We start from the raw sequence: 14,883 nt of genomic DNA, 5'->3' as shown, positions 1-14,883 counted from the left end.
CCTGTGGCGGAGAAAAGCATGAGACGTGTCGTCGTGACGGGGATGGGCATCGTATCGTCCATCGGCAATTCCACGCAGGAAGTGCTGGCCAGCCTGTACGAAGCGAAGTCCGGGATCACCCGGTCCGAGGAATATGGCGAGCATGGGTTCCGCTCGCAGGTGCACGGCCGTCCCAGCCTCAATGCCGAGGATGTGGTGGACCGCCGCGCCATGCGCTTCCACGGCGGAGGCACTGCCTGGAACCATGTGGCCATGGAGCAGGCGATCGCGGATGCTGGGCTCGAAACCGGCGAGATCTCGAACGAGCGCACCGGCATCATCATGGGCTCGGGCGGCGCGTCCACCCGCACCATCGTTGAAGCGGCCCAGAAGACGATCGAGACCGGCTCGTCCAAGCGCGTCGGCCCGTTCGCCGTGCCGAAGGCGATGTCGTCGACGGCTTCGGCCACGCTCGCTACCTGGTTCAAGATCCGGGGGGTGAACTATTCCATTTCTTCGGCCTGCGCGACGTCGAACCATTGCGTCGGCAACGCCGCCGAGATGATCCAGTACGGCAAACAGGACATCATGTTCGCCGGCGGCTGCGAGGACATGGACTGGACGCTGTCCGTCCTGTTCGACGGCATGGGCGCGATGTCCTCGAAGTACAACGACACGCCGCAGAAGGCTTCACGCGCCTATGACAAGGACCGCGATGGCTTTGTGATTTCCGGCGGCGCGGGGGTGCTGGTTCTGGAAGAACTCGAACACGCCCGGGCGCGCGGCGCCCGCATCTACGGCGAGATCGCCGGCTATGGCCTGTCGTCCGACGGCGTGGACATGGTGGCCCCCTCCGGCGAAGGCGCGATGCGATGCATGCGCATGGCGCTGTCCACGGTCGGCCCGAAAGTGGATTACATCAACCCGCACGCCACCTCGACGCCGATCGGCGATCTCAAGGAGATCGAGGCCATCCGGGACGTGTTCGGCGCCGGCGATGCCTGCCCGCCGATCTCGGCCACGAAGTCGCTGACCGGCCACGCCCAGGGCGCGACCGGCGTACAGGAATCGATCTATTCGCTGCTGATGATGAACAACGGCTTCATCTGCGAAAGCGCGAATATCGAGGAGATCGACCCGGCCGTTGCCGACATGCCGATCCTGCGCGAACGCCGTGACAATGTGCAGCTCGGCTGCGTATTGTCGAACTCCTTCGGCTTCGGCGGCACCAATGCCAGCCTGGTCTTCAAGCACATCGACGCCTGAGCGACAGGAAGGGCAGGTTTTCCATGGTTGCCGGATTGCTCGCGGGCAAGCGCGCGCTCGTCATGGGCGTGGCGAACGATCATTCCATCGCCTGGGGCATCGCCAAGCGCCTCGCCGAGGCGGGCGCCGAACTCGCCTTCACCTATCAGGGCGGCGCGCTGGCGAAGCGCGTGCGGCCGCTTGCGCTGAGCGTTGGCTCAGATTTCCTTCTGCCGTGCGATGTGGAGGATGAAGCGTCGGTCGACGCCGTGTTCTCCGCGATCGAGGAGAAATGGGGCGGGCTCGACATCGTCGTCCACGCCGTCGCCTTCTCCGAAAAATCGGAGCTGAAAGGCCTCTACGCAGACACGAGCCGTGCCAATTTCCAGCGCACCATGGTGATCTCGTGCTTCTCGTTCACGGAGATCGCCCGCCGCGCCGCGCCGCTGATGCGGGATGGCGGTTCGCTGCTGACCTTGACCTATGGCGGCTCGACCCGCGTCATGCCGAATTACAACGTGATGGGCGTGGCCAAGGCGGCGCTCGAGGCGAGCGTGCGGTATCTTGCGTCCGATTACGGGCCGCAGGGCATTCGCGTGAACGCCATTTCCGCCGGTCCGGTGCGGACGCTGGCGGGCGCGGGTATCGCGGACGCACGGCTGATGTTCAACTACCAGAAGCGGCATGCTCCCTTGCGGCGCACCGTGACGATCGAGGAAGTGGGCGGCGCCGCGCTTTATCTCGCATCCGAGCTCGGCTCGGGCGTGACCGGCGAAGTGCATTACGTCGATTCCGGCTACAACATCATCTCGATGCCGCGCCCCGACGCGCTGAAGATGGTCGATGCGGTTGAAGAGGCGGCCGAACAGGCGGCTGCGGAGCCCACCTCCGCCGACGGCGAATGAGGTTGTTCTGAGGCTCGACTGAAGGTAGCCTGTGTTCACCGGTTGTTCGGCACGTTTGCCGAATCTTCAGCCTCGGAACGCTCGATGGCCACCTCTTCGCTCAAAATTGCGCTGCTTGGCGCGGTGTCCCTGCTTCCGGCGACGGCCCATGCGGCGGATCTCTGGACAGAGCCCGCCGGCGGGTGGGCTGGTTTCTACGCCGGCTCGATCGTAGGTTATGGCTGGTCGCAGTTCGACACGGGCTCCGGAGCGGCGTCCGGCGGCGGCGATATCGACGGAACGACGGGCGGTGGCCTTCTCGGCTACAGCTGGCAATCGGGCAATTTCGTCTACGGCCTCGAGGGCGACATCACGCTGCACGAACTGCGCGGCGTGACCGATGACGGCACGTTCCCGGCCGCCGAAGTGGACACGATGTATTCGGCGCGCCTGCGTGCGCGGCTCGGCTATGATCTGGGCTGGGCCCTGCCGTTCGTGGCCGCGGGCGGCGTGATGAACGAATCCTATATTCGCAGCGCCGCTGATGGTTTCGATGGCGACGTACAGCGGCTGTTCGGGTGGACCGCCGGGGCCGGCGTCGATTTCAAGGTTCACGTCCCTTACGTCGAATTGCTGCTCGGCCCGCTCGTTCTGCGCGCTGAATATGTCTACGAGGATTTCGGCTCCGAGCCTTTCTCGGTGACGGGCGGCATCGATGCCGAGCAGAGCACGCATTTCGTACGTGGTGCCGTGATCTGGCGACCGGGCGAAGTGGGCGGGAGCTTCAGCCGTTCCGCAAACGCGTCTGTGGACTGGTCCGGGGCTTATGGCGGTGTGATGGTGGGCTATGGCGCCATGGACCTCGAAACCGAGGGCGCCGGAATAAGCGACACGATCGATGCCGATGGCGTGGTCGGCGGCCTGTATCTTGGCCGCAACTTCATGTTCGGCAATTGGGTCGTCGGCTATGAAGGCGCTCTTCTTCTTGGCAATATCGAGGGTAACGGTGCCCAGCCGGGCGCCGCCGACGTCGAGTTCCGCACCAATATCCAGGCGGACGCCCGCCTGCGCGTGGGCTATGCGATGGGCGCGTTCCTTCCCTTTGTCGCCGGCGGCGCGGCGTGGACACGCAGCGAGCAGGAAACCTCCCTCGGAGAGCAGCGCGGGCGTGTGCCGGCCGAATTATGGACCGTCGGCGCAGGCCTCGATTACCAGCTGACCGATGCCATCTCGGTGCGCGGCGAATATGTCTATGCGAGTTCCTTCGACTCGCAGACCACCAATTTTGGCGGCGTTCCGGCCGATCAGGACCTGGAACTGCACGAGGTCCGCTTCGGCACGGCCTACCATTTCTGATCCATGCGGAGCGGGCGCCATCAATTCGGGCCGCGATCGCGGCACGGGATCGCCCGGTCCCTGACGGCTTTTCTGGCCGCCTGCGCCTTGCTGTTCCATCTGGTGGCGATGTCGGCGGGCATGCCTCTGTTGCAGCCGGCCGGCGAGGGGCTTCACGCAGGTCTTGATGTCCATTGTTCCGGCGGCGGGGGGGATGCCCACGCCGGGCATCATTCTCCCGCGCCCGAGGATCCCGTCCCCTCCCATCATCAGAAGCGCATGGAATGCCCCCTGTGCAACCACGGGCAATGGGGGCTCGATCTGCCGCGGGGCATCATCGTCGCGGCGCCGTCCAATGCGATCCAGACGAAGGCCCTGCTGCCGCGCTCCGAGCCGCCGCCGGTCCCCGCCCGGCCGCCCTCCCGCCAGCCCCGCGCTCCCCCCGCTTACGCCTGAAGACAATCTGATCGAGCCATCCGTTTCCAGCGGAGGGCTGCGCATTTGTTACGCTCAGGAAAGCTCATTATGACCATCGATATCGCGTCCCCGACGCGGTCGGCGAATTCGCGCGCGTCCGGCTGGAGCCCGGAATTTCGTGCCTTCGTCACCCGCCTCCATTTCTATATCGGCCTCTTTGTCGGGCCATTTCTCATCGTGGCGGCCCTCAGCGGCACGCTTTACGTTCTCACGCCCCAGGTCGAGGACGTCCTCTACCGTGACTATCTCCGCACGGAGAGCACCGGCACGGCGCACCCCCTTGCCGCACAGGTCGAAGCGGCCCAGGCCCATATCGGCTCATCGGCGACCTTGTTCGCCATTCGGCCGGCAGACGGGCCGGGGCGCACGACGCGTGTCCTGTTCAGCGAGCCAGGCCTCCAGCCATCGGAAAGCCATGCCGTGTTCGTCGATCCTGCGACATTGCGCGTGCAGGGCGATCTCATTGCTTACGGCACCTCCGGTTCACTGCCGATGCGCACGACGCTCGATTACCTGCACCGGGATCTTCTGCTCGGCTCATTGGGCCGCAATTACAGCGAACTGGCCGCATCCTGGCTGTGGGTGCTCGCGGCAGGTGGGGTTCTGATGTGGTGGATGCGCCGGCACACGAAGCCCCGCGATGGTGCTCGCCGCTTCCACACGCTGATCGGCCTGTGGCTTTCGGTCGGGCTTCTCTTTCTGTCGGTCACCGGCCTGACCTGGTCGCGCTGGGCCGGCGGGAATATCGATGTCGTTCGACAGGCTCTGGGCTGGGTGACGCCTGCCGTTTCGCTTGCGCTCGATGCATCTGGCGCCCCAGCCGTTCCAGCCGAAGCGACAGAATCATCGGAACACGCCGACCATACTCTGCCTGTGGCACCCGCTGAGGACGCGGAACATGGGGAACACGCCCATCACGCAGCCCCGGCCGCTCCGGTGCCCGCCAATGGCGATGCGGCGGCGCTTGTCGACCCCGTGCTTACTGCCGCGCGGGATGCGGGACTTGATTCCGCAATGATCGAGATCCGCCCACCGCGCCAGCCCGGGCAGGCTTGGACGGTGCGCGAATACGACCGGAGCTGGCCAAGCCAAGTCGACACGCTGGCGATCGATCCCCGCACGATGACGGTGAGCAGCCGCGCCGATTTCGCGGACTTCCCGCTGATCGGCAAGCTGATCCAATGGGGAATCGCGGCCCATATGGGGATCCTGTTCGGGCTGGCCAATCAAATCGTCGTGGCGGCGATCGGGTTGTTCCTCGTCATCACAGGCGTGCTTGGCTACGTGATCTGGTGGCGCCGTCGCCCGGCGGCTGGCGTACCGCTGACGCAGACCTTCACGTATCTCCCGGGGCCGCAAAAGGTGCTGTGGGTGGTGCTCGCCGTCCTGCTGGGCTGGGCCCTGCCTGCGCTTGGCGTAAGCCTCGCGGCGTTCATCATTCTGGATATCGGACGCTGGGTATGGAATGGCCGCCACAGAACGTCACGCGCATCGGCGCAGGGCGATCTTTGAACAGTCGCTCCATGCACAATGAAAAAGGGCGGCCTTTCGGCCGCCCTTTCTGTTTCTGCGATATGCGCGACGATTACTCGCCTGCGTCCGCCTCGGCGGCCGGCTGCGGCTTGTTTTCGATGTCCTCTCCGGTCGCCTGGTCGACAACCTTCATGGACAGGCGGGTCTTGCCGCGATCGTCGAAGCCGAGCAGCTTCACCTTGACCTTGTCGCCCTCCTTAAGGACGTCAGAGACCTTGGCGATGCGCTGCTGCGCGATCTGGGAGACGTGGACGAGACCATCGCGCGAACCGAAGAAGTTCACGAAGGCGCCGAAATCGACCACCTTTACCACCGTGCCGTCGTAGATCTGGCCGACTTCCGGCTCCGCGACGATGGAGTGGATCCAGTTCAGCGCGGCCTTGATGGCCTTGCCATCGGACGAGGCGACCTTAACCGTGCCGTCGTCTTCGACATTGATCTTGGCGCCCGTCTTCTCGACGATCTCACGGATCACCTTGCCGCCCGAACCGATCACGTCACGGATCTTGTCGACCGGGATCTTGATGACTTCGATGCGCGGTGCGAACTCGCCGAGTTCGGGACGAGCCGCGGTCAGCGCCTTGCCCATTTCGCTCAGGATGTGGACGCGACCGTCCTTCGCCTGGCCGAGAGCGACCTTCATGATCTCCTCGGTGATGCCGGCGATCTTGATGTCCATCTGCAGGGCGGTGATGCCCTCGGTGGTGCCGGCCACCTTGAAGTCCATGTCGCCGAGGTGATCCTCGTCGCCCAGAATGTCGGAGAGAACCGCAAAGCGCTCACCCTCGAGGATCAGGCCCATGGCGATGCCCGCGACCGGGCGCTTCAGCGGAACGCCCGCATCCATGGCCGCCAGAGAGGTGCCGCAAACGGTGGCCATCGAGGAGGAACCGTTCGACTCCGTGATCTCCGAGACAACGCGCAGCGTGTACGGGAATTCATGGTTCGGGGGCAGCATCGGATGGATGGCGCGCCATGCCAGCTTGCCGTGGCCGATTTCGCGGCGGCCCGGGGAACCCATGCGGCCCGTCTCACCCACCGAATAGGGGGGGAAGTTGTAGTGCAGCATGAAGGATTCCTTGTAGGTACCCTCCAGCGCGTCGATGAACTGCTCATCCTCGCCGGTGCCGAGCGTGGCGACCACGAGGCCCTGCGTCTCACCGCGGGTGAACAGCGCCGAGCCATGGGTGCGCGGCAGAACGCCGACTTCGGACAGGATCGGACGCACGGTCTTCACGTCGCGCCCGTCGATGCGGATGCCTTCGTCGAGGATGTTGAGGCGCACGATCTTGGCTTCAAGATCGTGGAACACCGAGCCGACCTTGGTGGCGGTCGGTGCGGTCTCGTCACCCTCGGGGCAGAGAGCCGCGACAACGGCCTTGCGGATCTCGCCGACGCGGGCGTAGCGGTCCTGCTTGCGGCTGATCTTGTAGGCATCGCGCAGATCGGTTTCTGCGATCTCGCGGATGCGGGCCTCGAGCACGCTGTCATCGATCGTGGCCATGTCGCGCGGCTCCTTGGCCGCTTTCTCCGCGAGGCGGATGATGGCGTCGATGACGGGCTGGAAGCCGCGATGGCCGAACATCACCGCGCCGAGCATGGTCTCTTCCGAGAGCTCCTTGGCTTCGGATTCCACCATCAGCACCGCGTCCTGCGTGCCGGCCACAACGAGATCGAGATCGCTCTCCTTGATGCGGTCTACGGAGGGGTTCAGCACGTACTCACCGTCGATGTAGCCGACGCGCGCGCCGCCGATCGGGCCCATGAACGGCACACCCGACAAGGTGAGGGCGGCGGACGCTGCCACCATGGACAGCACGTCCGGATCGTTCTCGAGGTCGTGGCTCAGCACGGTCACGACGACCTGGGTGTCGTTGCGCCAGCCATTGACGAAGAGGGGGCGGATCGGGCGGTCGATCAGGCGGGAGACGAGCGTCTCCTTCTCGGTCGGCCGGCCTTCGCGCTTGAAGAAGCCGCCCGGAATGCGGCCGGCTGCGTAGAAGCGCTCCTGATAATTGACCGTGAGCGGCATGAAATCAACGCCGGGCTTCGGCGCCTTGGCGGCAACGACCGTGGCGAGGACGGTGGTGTCGCCATAAGAGGCCCACACAGCGGCGTCAGCCTGACGGGCGACACGGCCGGTTTCGAGCACGAGCGTCTGACCGCCCCATTCAATGACTTCGCGTTGGATATCGAACATGTAAATCTTCTCTTGGTCTGCGGCAGAGCGCCGGGCCACGAGCAGAACGACGAGGGATTCTTCCGGTGATGGACGTTCCGTCCCGGAGGGATGGAAGCAAATCCCTGGCAATCCTGCCCTGGCGTTTGGGCACCCTGCCTGAGAGGCTGCGTCATCCCCATGACGACGCGGCCGAAAAACAGCGGCGCGCCGAAGCGCGCCGCGTGGTGTCAGCGGCGAATACCGAGCCGCTTGATGAGGTCCTGATAGCGCGCCTGATCCTTCGACTTCACATAGTCGAGCAGGCTGCGGCGCTGGCTGACCATCTTGAGCAGGCCGCGACGGGAATGGTTGTCCTTGGCGTGGCTCTTGAAGTGCTCGGTCAGGTTGGTGATACGCTCGGTCAGGATCGCGACCTGAACTTCCGGAGAGCCGGTGTCGCCTTCCTTGGTCGCGTATTCCTTGACGAGTTCGTTCTTGCGTTCGGCGGTAATCGACATCGGGTATCCTTTTCTGATCCGGGCCCAGATCAACCGGGCAATTGAAACACGCGTTTCGGATGGATCTCGCCGCCCTCGGCTTCCGCCAGCGCGACCAGGACACCCTGAGCGGTGACATAGCAGGTGCCGTGGAGCAGCGGAGCATCACGTCCGCGCAACAAAATGGCCTGCCCCCTGCGGAGGCGGGCCGCATCCGCCCCGTTCACGGCCAACGCCGGGATGTCGTCCAGCGCGGTCTCGACGGGGAGAAGATGATCGGCGAGGTTGCCCTCATCAGGCGCACATAAGCGCAAGCGGTCAATCTCGTCCAGTGAAATCAGGGTGTGTTCGCCGAAGGGGCCGACACTGACCCGGCGCAGCGCCGTGATGTGGCCGTGGCAGCCAAGCCTCCTTCCCATGTCGCGGGCCAACGCACGGACATAGGCGCCCTTGCCCGTCTCGGCTTCGAAGGTCGCGCTGTCGGCATCGTCGGCGACGAGAACCAGGGAATGGATCTCGATGGCGCGCGAGGCGAGATCAAGCTCCTCGCCATCCCGTGCGAGATCGTAGGCCCGCTCGCCCGCCACCTTGATGGCGGAGAAGCTTGGCGGCACCTGCTCGATCGTGCCGGTGAAGTCGGGCAACAGGGCCAGGATCTCCTGACGGTCAGGGCGGCGATCCGATGTCGCCGTCACGGGGCCCTCAGAATCATCCGTGGCGGTCTCGACGCCCCAACGCACCGTGAAACGATAGACCTTGCGGCCATCCATGGCGAAAGGCACGGTCTTGGTGGCTTCACCGAAGGCGATGGGCAGGCATCCGGTGGCCAGCGGATCGAGCGTGCCGGCATGCCCGGCCTTCTTGGCCCCGAACGCGCGTTTTACCTTGGCCAGCGCATGCGTCGACGTCATGCCGCTGGGCTTGTCGAGGATCAGCCAGCCGTGAACATCGATTTTCTTGGAGCGAAATTGCTGGGGCTTGGGCGCGTCCATCAATCCTCATCTCCCTGACCATCGTCCTGATGGCCGGAATCCACATCGCGCCGGACCTCGGGGCGGTCGAGCAGGGCGTCCATGCGCTCGCCGATATCGAAGCTGGTGTCTTCGCGAAAGCGGAGATCCGGCACGGACCGCAGTTCGATCTTGTGACCGAGCTCACCGCGCAGGAACTTCTTGTTTCGATCGAGCGCGGAGATCACTCCCGCGACGTCCTTGCCGCCAAGCGGCATCACATAGGCCGTGGCGAGCTTCAGGTCGGGCGACATGCGCACTTCGGGGACGGTGATGACCGACCGCTCCAGGACCGGATCCGGAACATCGCCGCGCTGTAAAATCTCGGCGAGCGCATGGCGGATCACTTCGCCCACACGCAATTGCCGCTGGGACGGACCTGCGCCGCCCCCCGTCTTGGCCTTCGCCATAATCTTGAACCCAATCGTTTTTGCCGGAGGGCGGATTTGGACCGCGCCTTCTCAAAAAACCTAATCGCGCCGCGCCTGTTCCAACGCGGGGATGACGAATGCAAAGCGCCCCACCCGGTTGAGAGGCGGAGCGCTTCACAAAGTTCGGACGTCAGAGCGAGCGGCTGACCTCGGTCACGCGGTAGCACTCGATGATGTCGCCAGCACGCATGTCCTGGTAGTTCTCGAAGGCCATGCCGCATTCCTGGCCGACCTGAACTTCCTTGACCTCGTCCTTGAAGCGCTTGAGCGTCGACAGCTTGCCTTCGTGGACCACGACGTTGTCGCGGATGAGGCGCACGCCAGCCCCGCGCTCGACATGCCCTTCGGTGACGCGGCAACCCGCGACCTTGCCGACCTTGGAGATGTTGAACACCTCCAGGATCTGGGCATTGCCGAGGAATTCCTCGCGGCGCTCCGGAGCCAGAAGGCCCGACATCGCGTTGCGGATATCGTCCACGAGATCGTAGATGATGTTGTAATACCGCACTTCGACGCCCTGCCGGTCGGAGGCATCGCGGGCCTCCTTGAGCGCACGGACGTTGAAGCCCAGCACGGCCGCACCCGATGCACCCGCCAGCGTGATGTCGCTTTCGGTGATGCCGCCGACACCCGCATGCAGAACGCGGGCCTGGACCTCGTCGTTGCCGAGCTTTTCGAGCGCCTGGACAATGGCCTCGACCGAACCCTGCACGTCACCCTTGATGACCAGCGGGAATTCCTGACGACCCGCCGAGCTTTTCAGCTGCGACATCATCTGCTCGATAGAGCCCCCGACGGCCCGACCGCTCGTCGCGGCCTGCTTGTCGCGGCGCACGCGCTCACGATATTCGGTGACTTCACGCGCGCGGGCTTCGTTCTCGACGACGGCCAGCCTGTCGCCGGCCTCCGGCGTGCTGGAGAAGCCCAGGACTTCCACCGGCAGCGACGGCGGCGCGTCCTTTACGGGCTTGGCCTGATCGTTGACCAGCGCACGGACGCGGCCCCAAGCCGAGCCCGCAACCACGATATCGCCGGTGCGCAGGGTGCCGCGCTGAACCAAAACGGTCGCCACGGGGCCACGGCCCTTGTCGAGCTTCGCCTCGATGACGATGCCCTCGGCCGGACGATCCGGATTGGCCTTCAGGTCGAGCAGTTCCGCCTGCAACTGGATGGCCTCCAGCAGCTTGTCGAGATTGAGCTTCTTGAGTGCCGAGACCTCGACCTCGAGGATGTCACCGCCCAGCGTTTCGACCTGGATCTCGTGCTGCAGCAATTCGCTGCGCACGCGCTCGGGCTTCGCGCCCGGCTTGTCGATCTTGTTGATCGCCACGATGATCGGGACGCCCGCCGCCTTGGCGTGGCTGATGGCCTCCACCGTCTGCGGCATGACGCCGTCATCGGCGGCAACAACGAGAACCACGAGGTCGGTCGCCTGCGCTCCACGCTGACGCATGGAGGTGAAGGCGGCGTGGCCCGGCGTATCGATGAAGGTGATCAGGCCGCCAAGCGGCGAGGTGACCTGGTAGGCGCCGATGTGCTGCGTGATGCCGCCGGCTTCGCCGGAGACCACGTTGGTGTGGCGCAGCGCATCGAGCAGCGACGTCTTGCCGTGATCGACGTGACCCATGATGGTGACCACCGGAGGACGTGTGGTCTGCGTGCCCTCGTCGTCCACGGTGTCGAAGAGGCCTTCCTCGACGTCCGACTCAGCGACGCGACGCACGGAATGGCCGAGCTCTTCGGCGACCAGCTGCGCGGTATCGGAATCGATCACGTCGTCCGGACGCTTCATGATGCCCTGCTTCATCAGCAGGCGCACAACATCGACGGCACGCTCGGCCATGCGGTTGGCCAGTTCCTGGATCGTGATGATCTCGGGAATGACGACTTCACGCTGAAGCTTTTCCTTCGGCTCGGCCTGAATCTTGCCCGTCATGCGCTGCACGCGGCGGCGGAAGGCCGCGACGGAACGCGCGCGCTCCTCCTCGGTCTCGAACGCCGTGCTCAACGTCAGTCGGCCGCGCTGCTTCTCCTGGCCGGCCTTCGTGCGCTCGGGCTTCGGCGGAACGGCGGGACGCATCGGCATGCCGGGACGGCGCAGCCCAAGGGTCTTGGGCGCCTCATCATCCGCACCGAGAGGCCGTGCGCCGGCAGGACGCGGGGCATCGCCGCGCTTGGCGGCTTCGGCCTCGGCCTTCTTGCGTGCTTCTTCCTCGGCCGCGCGACGAATTTCTTCCTCGCGCTTGCGAACCTCTGCAGCCTCGCGCTCGGCGGCGCGACGGCGATCCTCTTCCTCGCGACGCTTGACGTCGGCGATGGCCTTCTGACGGTCATCCGCCTCACGCGCCTTGGCATCGGCCAATGCGCGATCGCGGGCTTCCTTTTCCTCTTCGGTCAGCGTGCGCAGGACAACGCCGGGATTGCGTGGCGCGCCGGGACGGGCCGCGCCCGGACGGGGCGCACTGCCGCGGGGGGCCTGGGCCGCGGGGGCGCCGGGGCGAGGACGGGCCTGCCCGGCAGGAGCCTGCGCCGGGGCAGCAGCCGCAGGGCGGGCCGGGGGCGCCGGAGGTGCCTTCGGAGCAGCTGGAGCGGGGGCAGGAGCCGGAGCTGCGGCCTTGGGAGCCTCAGCAGCCGGGGCGGGAGCCACAGGAGCCGGCGTGGGCGCAACAGGCGCAGGCTGGGGCGCGGGGGACGGAGCCGGAGCCGGAGCCGGAGCCGGAGCCGACTCGGGAGCCTTCGCAACCGGGGCGGCCGGAGGCGCGGCGGGAGCCGGTGCACGCGGAGGAACGGGGGCGGCGGCCGGCGCGGCCGCGACGGGACGCGGCGCCGGAGCAGCGGGAGCCGGCGGAACCGGAGCAGCAGGTGGCGCCGCCTGGGCGCTTTCGGCACCCGGCCCCAGAACACGCCGCTTCACCTTCTCAACCACGACGGTCTTCGACCGCCCATGACTGAAACTCTGGCGCACCATTCCCTGCTCGACCGGGCGCTTCAGCGTCAGCGTCTTTCCAGAAGCAACGCCTAAAGTTTTATCGCCCGGGTTCTTCGTATCCGTCATCGACTATCCGTTCCTGCGGGTTGCCCCGTTTCGTCATCCTGCACCGGCGCGGATGGTTCAGCGCCGGACCTGTAGCGCGCGAGATCGTCGATCCGCGCGAGGAGGGCGTTGCTCACGGGGCCCGCGAGCAGCGCCGCATGTATCACATTCTGGCGTCCGAGCGCCAAATCCATTTGGCCCGACGTGAATATTTCCCGCGTCGGGACGTCCCTGCCTTCACGAAGGCGGCGTGTTGCGGCGGCCAGCTTGCGCTTGCCGTCCTCGCCGCCGTCCGATGCGTGGACCAAGGCCACGGCATCACCCGCGAGCGCCTGCTCCACTTTTGCAAAGCCCGTCACAACGCGCCCTGCCTTGTTGGCCATGGACAGCATATCGAGCGCCGTCCGCTGAAGAAGGCCTTCGACCTCCTCCGGGAGATCCGTAACCGTCACCGGGCCTTTGAAGCCGCGGCTGAACGCCTTCCGCCGGATCGCTTCCGCCAGCACATCGCGGCTCGCCGTCACCCAAACACCCCGCCCCGGAAGCTTGCGCTTCAGATCCGGGACGACCGTTCCGTCGGGCGCCCGAACGAAGCGGATGAGCGCGTCGACCGGCCGAACCGTCCGCGTCGCCGCGCAGGTCCTCGACAGGGCACGCCGATCATCACCTGCGCCGTCTTCGCCCCGATCTTCGCTCAGGCCTGCGTCTCCTCAGCGCTTTCTTCGACTTCGCTCTCGGCTTCGTCGGCCTCATCGATCCAGCCGGCCTTGCGGCGGGCGTCCATGATCATCGCCTCGGCCTCCTCACGGGAGACCTCGAAACCTTCCAGCGCGCCGGGGAAGCGCTTGCTCTCTCCATTTGCCCGCTCGGTCCAGCCGACGAGATCGTCGGTGGCGCAGCCGGCAAGGTCATCCACGCTCTTGATGTCGTTCTCGCCGAACGCAACCAGCATGGCGAGCGTCACACCCTCGACCTCACGAAGGTCGTCGGCCACGCCCAGTTCGAGGCGGCGCGAATCGTGCTCGGCCTCGATACGGGCCAGATGATCACGGGCGCGGTTCTGGATTTCTTCGGCCGTGTCCTCGTCGAAGCCCTCGATCGAGGAGATTTCGCTCTGGTCGACATAGGCCAGCTCCTCGATGGAGGCAAAGCCCTCGGCCGCGAGAAGCTGTCCCACGACCTCGTCGAGATCGAGCGCTTCCATGAACATCTGGGTGCGCTCGTTGAATTCCTTCTGACGACGCTCCGATTCCTCGGCCTCCGTCATGATGTCGATGTCCCAGCCGGTAAGCTGAGAGGCAAGGCGCACATTCTGACCGCGACGACCGATGGCCAGCGACAGCTGCTCATCCGGAACGACCACCTCGATCTTGCCGGACTCCTCGTCGAGCACGACCTTGACCACTTCCGCCGGCTGCAGCGCATTGACGATGAAGGTGGCTTCGTCGGGCGACCACGGGATGATGTCGATCTTCTCACCGCCGAGCTCGTTGACCACAGCCTGCACGCGCGAGCCGCGCATGCCGACGCAGGCACCGACCGGATCGATCGAGGAATCACGCGAGATGACGCCGATCTTGGCCCGGGAGCCGGGATCGCGGGCGACCGCCTTCACCTCGATGATGCCGTCATAGATCTCGGGCACTTCCTGCGCGAACAGCTTCGCCATGAATTGCGGATGCGTGCGGCTGAGGAAGATCTGCGGCCCGCGCGGCTCGCTGCGCACATCGTACACGTAGGCGCGAATGCGATCGCCGGGACGGAACATCTCGCGAGCCAGCAATTCGTCACGCCGGACGATGGCCTCGCCACGGCCGAGATCGACGATGACGTTGCCGTATTCGACGCGCTTCACCAGACCGTTGACGATGTCGCCGATGCGGTCGCGGTATTCCATGTACTGCCGCTCGCGCTCGGCCTCACGTACCTTCTGGACGATGACCTGCTTGGCGGACTGGGCGGCGATGCGGCCGAAATCGAAAGGCGGCAGCGTCTCGGAGATGTAATCGCCGACCTGTGCAGCCGGGTTACGGCGGCGGGCATCCTCGATGGCGATGTCGGTCGAGGTGTTCTGCACCTGATCGGTAACGAGAAGGAGCCGAGACAGCCGGATCTCGCCGGTCTTGGGATGGATTTCCGCGCGGACCTCGGTCTCGGCGCCGTAGCGGGCGCGGCCGGCCTTCGCGATCGCATCCTCCATCGCGGCGAGAACGATCTGGCGATCGATCACCTTCTCTCGCGCGACGGCGTCGGCGATCTGCAAAAGCTCCAGACGATTGGCGCTGACGGCCATGTCC

At 65.6% G+C, this 14,883-nt stretch carries 12 protein-coding genes; 5 read left to right on the top strand and 7 right to left on the bottom strand.

The features are described from left to right. Window positions 1-18: 18 nt before the first annotated feature. The 5 genes from fabB (at window position 19) to ACQ6S1_RS09905 (ending at window position 5,432) form a co-directional block, all read left to right on the top strand. Window positions 19-1,245 carry a beta-ketoacyl-ACP synthase I gene (gene fabB / locus ACQ6S1_RS09925; RefSeq protein ID WP_445041014.1) on the top strand — a complete coding sequence of 409 codons (1,227 nt, stop codon included), beginning with the start codon at window positions 19-21 and terminating at the stop codon, window positions 1,243-1,245. A 23-nt stretch (window positions 1,246-1,268) separates the two neighbouring features. Next, a complete protein-coding gene (gene fabI / locus ACQ6S1_RS09920; RefSeq protein ID WP_445041013.1) occupies window positions 1,269-2,129 on the top strand; it encodes an enoyl-ACP reductase FabI in 861 nt (286 codons plus the stop codon). Between the two features lie 84 nt (window positions 2,130-2,213). Further along, the gene (locus ACQ6S1_RS09915) at window positions 2,214-3,464 is read left to right on the top strand and encodes an outer membrane protein (RefSeq protein ID WP_445041012.1); all 1,251 of its coding nucleotides are present in this window, start codon (window positions 2,214-2,216) and stop codon (window positions 3,462-3,464) included. A gap of 3 nt (window positions 3,465-3,467) precedes the next feature. Next, window positions 3,468-3,899 (top strand): DUF2946 family protein, encoded by a 432-nt coding sequence (locus tag ACQ6S1_RS09910; protein ID WP_445041011.1) that lies wholly within the window; start codon window positions 3,468-3,470, stop codon window positions 3,897-3,899. A gap of 69 nt (window positions 3,900-3,968) precedes the next feature. Then, on the top strand, window positions 3,969-5,432 hold the full coding sequence (locus ACQ6S1_RS09905; protein WP_445041010.1) for a PepSY-associated TM helix domain-containing protein: 1,464 nt from the start codon (window positions 3,969-3,971) through the stop codon (window positions 5,430-5,432). A gap of 73 nt (window positions 5,433-5,505) precedes the next feature. Here the strand turns inward: ACQ6S1_RS09905 and pnp are convergent, their stop codons facing one another. The 7 genes from pnp to nusA all read right to left on the bottom strand — a co-directional run bounded on the left by pnp (window position 5,506) and on the right by nusA (window position 14,879). Next, the gene (pnp, locus tag ACQ6S1_RS09900; RefSeq protein ID WP_445041009.1) at window positions 5,506-7,653 is read right to left on the bottom strand and encodes a polyribonucleotide nucleotidyltransferase; all 2,148 of its coding nucleotides are present in this window, start codon (window positions 7,651-7,653) and stop codon (window positions 5,506-5,508) included. 209 nt (window positions 7,654-7,862) lie between these two features. Continuing rightward, on the bottom strand, window positions 7,863-8,132 hold the full coding sequence (rpsO, locus tag ACQ6S1_RS09895) for a 30S ribosomal protein S15 (RefSeq protein ID WP_445041008.1): 270 nt from the start codon (window positions 8,130-8,132) through the stop codon (window positions 7,863-7,865). A 29-nt stretch (window positions 8,133-8,161) separates the two neighbouring features. Beyond that, window positions 8,162-9,103: a tRNA pseudouridine(55) synthase TruB gene (gene truB, locus ACQ6S1_RS09890; RefSeq protein ID WP_445041007.1), complete on the bottom strand. Its 942-nt coding sequence runs from the start codon at window positions 9,101-9,103 to the stop codon at window positions 8,162-8,164. Next, the gene (gene rbfA, locus ACQ6S1_RS09885) at window positions 9,103-9,531 is read right to left on the bottom strand and encodes a 30S ribosome-binding factor RbfA (protein WP_445041006.1); all 429 of its coding nucleotides are present in this window, start codon (window positions 9,529-9,531) and stop codon (window positions 9,103-9,105) included. Before rbfA ends, truB begins: the two co-directional genes overlap by 1 nt. A gap of 151 nt (window positions 9,532-9,682) precedes the next feature. Next, window positions 9,683-12,607: a translation initiation factor IF-2 gene (infB, locus tag ACQ6S1_RS09880; RefSeq protein WP_445041005.1), complete on the bottom strand. Its 2,925-nt coding sequence runs from the start codon at window positions 12,605-12,607 to the stop codon at window positions 9,683-9,685. Further along, on the bottom strand, window positions 12,604-13,284 hold the full coding sequence (locus ACQ6S1_RS09875) for an RNA-binding protein (protein WP_445041263.1): 681 nt from the start codon (window positions 13,282-13,284) through the stop codon (window positions 12,604-12,606). Before ACQ6S1_RS09875 ends, infB begins: the two co-directional genes overlap by 4 nt. Next, on the bottom strand, window positions 13,281-14,879 hold the full coding sequence (gene nusA, locus ACQ6S1_RS09870; RefSeq protein WP_445041004.1) for a transcription termination factor NusA: 1,599 nt from the start codon (window positions 14,877-14,879) through the stop codon (window positions 13,281-13,283). The genes ACQ6S1_RS09875 and nusA overlap by 4 nt, the downstream gene beginning before the upstream one ends. Between the last annotated feature and the right edge of the window lie 4 nt (window positions 14,880-14,883).

The sequence above is a fragment of the Terrihabitans aquatilis genome (assembly GCF_052542005.1).
Note: the sequence above shows the minus strand (reverse complement) of the source record. Positions and strands in the feature narration are given on the sequence as shown.

Bases quoted from the DNA above. Each gene is read 5' to 3' on its own strand.
- nusA (WP_445041004.1), bottom strand. From the start codon at position 14,879: ATGGCCGTCAGCGCCAATCGTCTGGAGCTTTTGCAGATCGCCGACGCC.
- ACQ6S1_RS09905 (WP_445041010.1), top strand. From the start codon at position 3,969: ATGACCATCGATATCGCGTCCCCGACGCGGTCGGCGAATTCGCGCGCG.
- pnp (WP_445041009.1), bottom strand. From the start codon at position 7,653: ATGTTCGATATCCAACGCGAAGTCATTGAATGGGGCGGTCAGACGCTC.
- rbfA (WP_445041006.1), bottom strand. From the start codon at position 9,531: ATGGCGAAGGCCAAGACGGGGGGCGGCGCAGGTCCGTCCCAGCGGCAA.
- infB (WP_445041005.1), bottom strand. From the start codon at position 12,607: ATGACGGATACGAAGAACCCGGGCGATAAAACTTTAGGCGTTGCTTCT.
- fabI (WP_445041013.1), top strand. From the start codon at position 1,269: ATGGTTGCCGGATTGCTCGCGGGCAAGCGCGCGCTCGTCATGGGCGTG.
- rpsO (WP_445041008.1), bottom strand. From the start codon at position 8,132: ATGTCGATTACCGCCGAACGCAAGAACGAACTCGTCAAGGAATACGCG.
- ACQ6S1_RS09910 (WP_445041011.1), top strand. From the start codon at position 3,468: ATGCGGAGCGGGCGCCATCAATTCGGGCCGCGATCGCGGCACGGGATC.
- ACQ6S1_RS09915 (WP_445041012.1), top strand. From the start codon at position 2,214: ATGGCCACCTCTTCGCTCAAAATTGCGCTGCTTGGCGCGGTGTCCCTG.
- truB (WP_445041007.1), bottom strand. From the start codon at position 9,103: ATGGACGCGCCCAAGCCCCAGCAATTTCGCTCCAAGAAAATCGATGTT.
- fabB (WP_445041014.1), top strand. From the start codon at position 19: ATGAGACGTGTCGTCGTGACGGGGATGGGCATCGTATCGTCCATCGGC.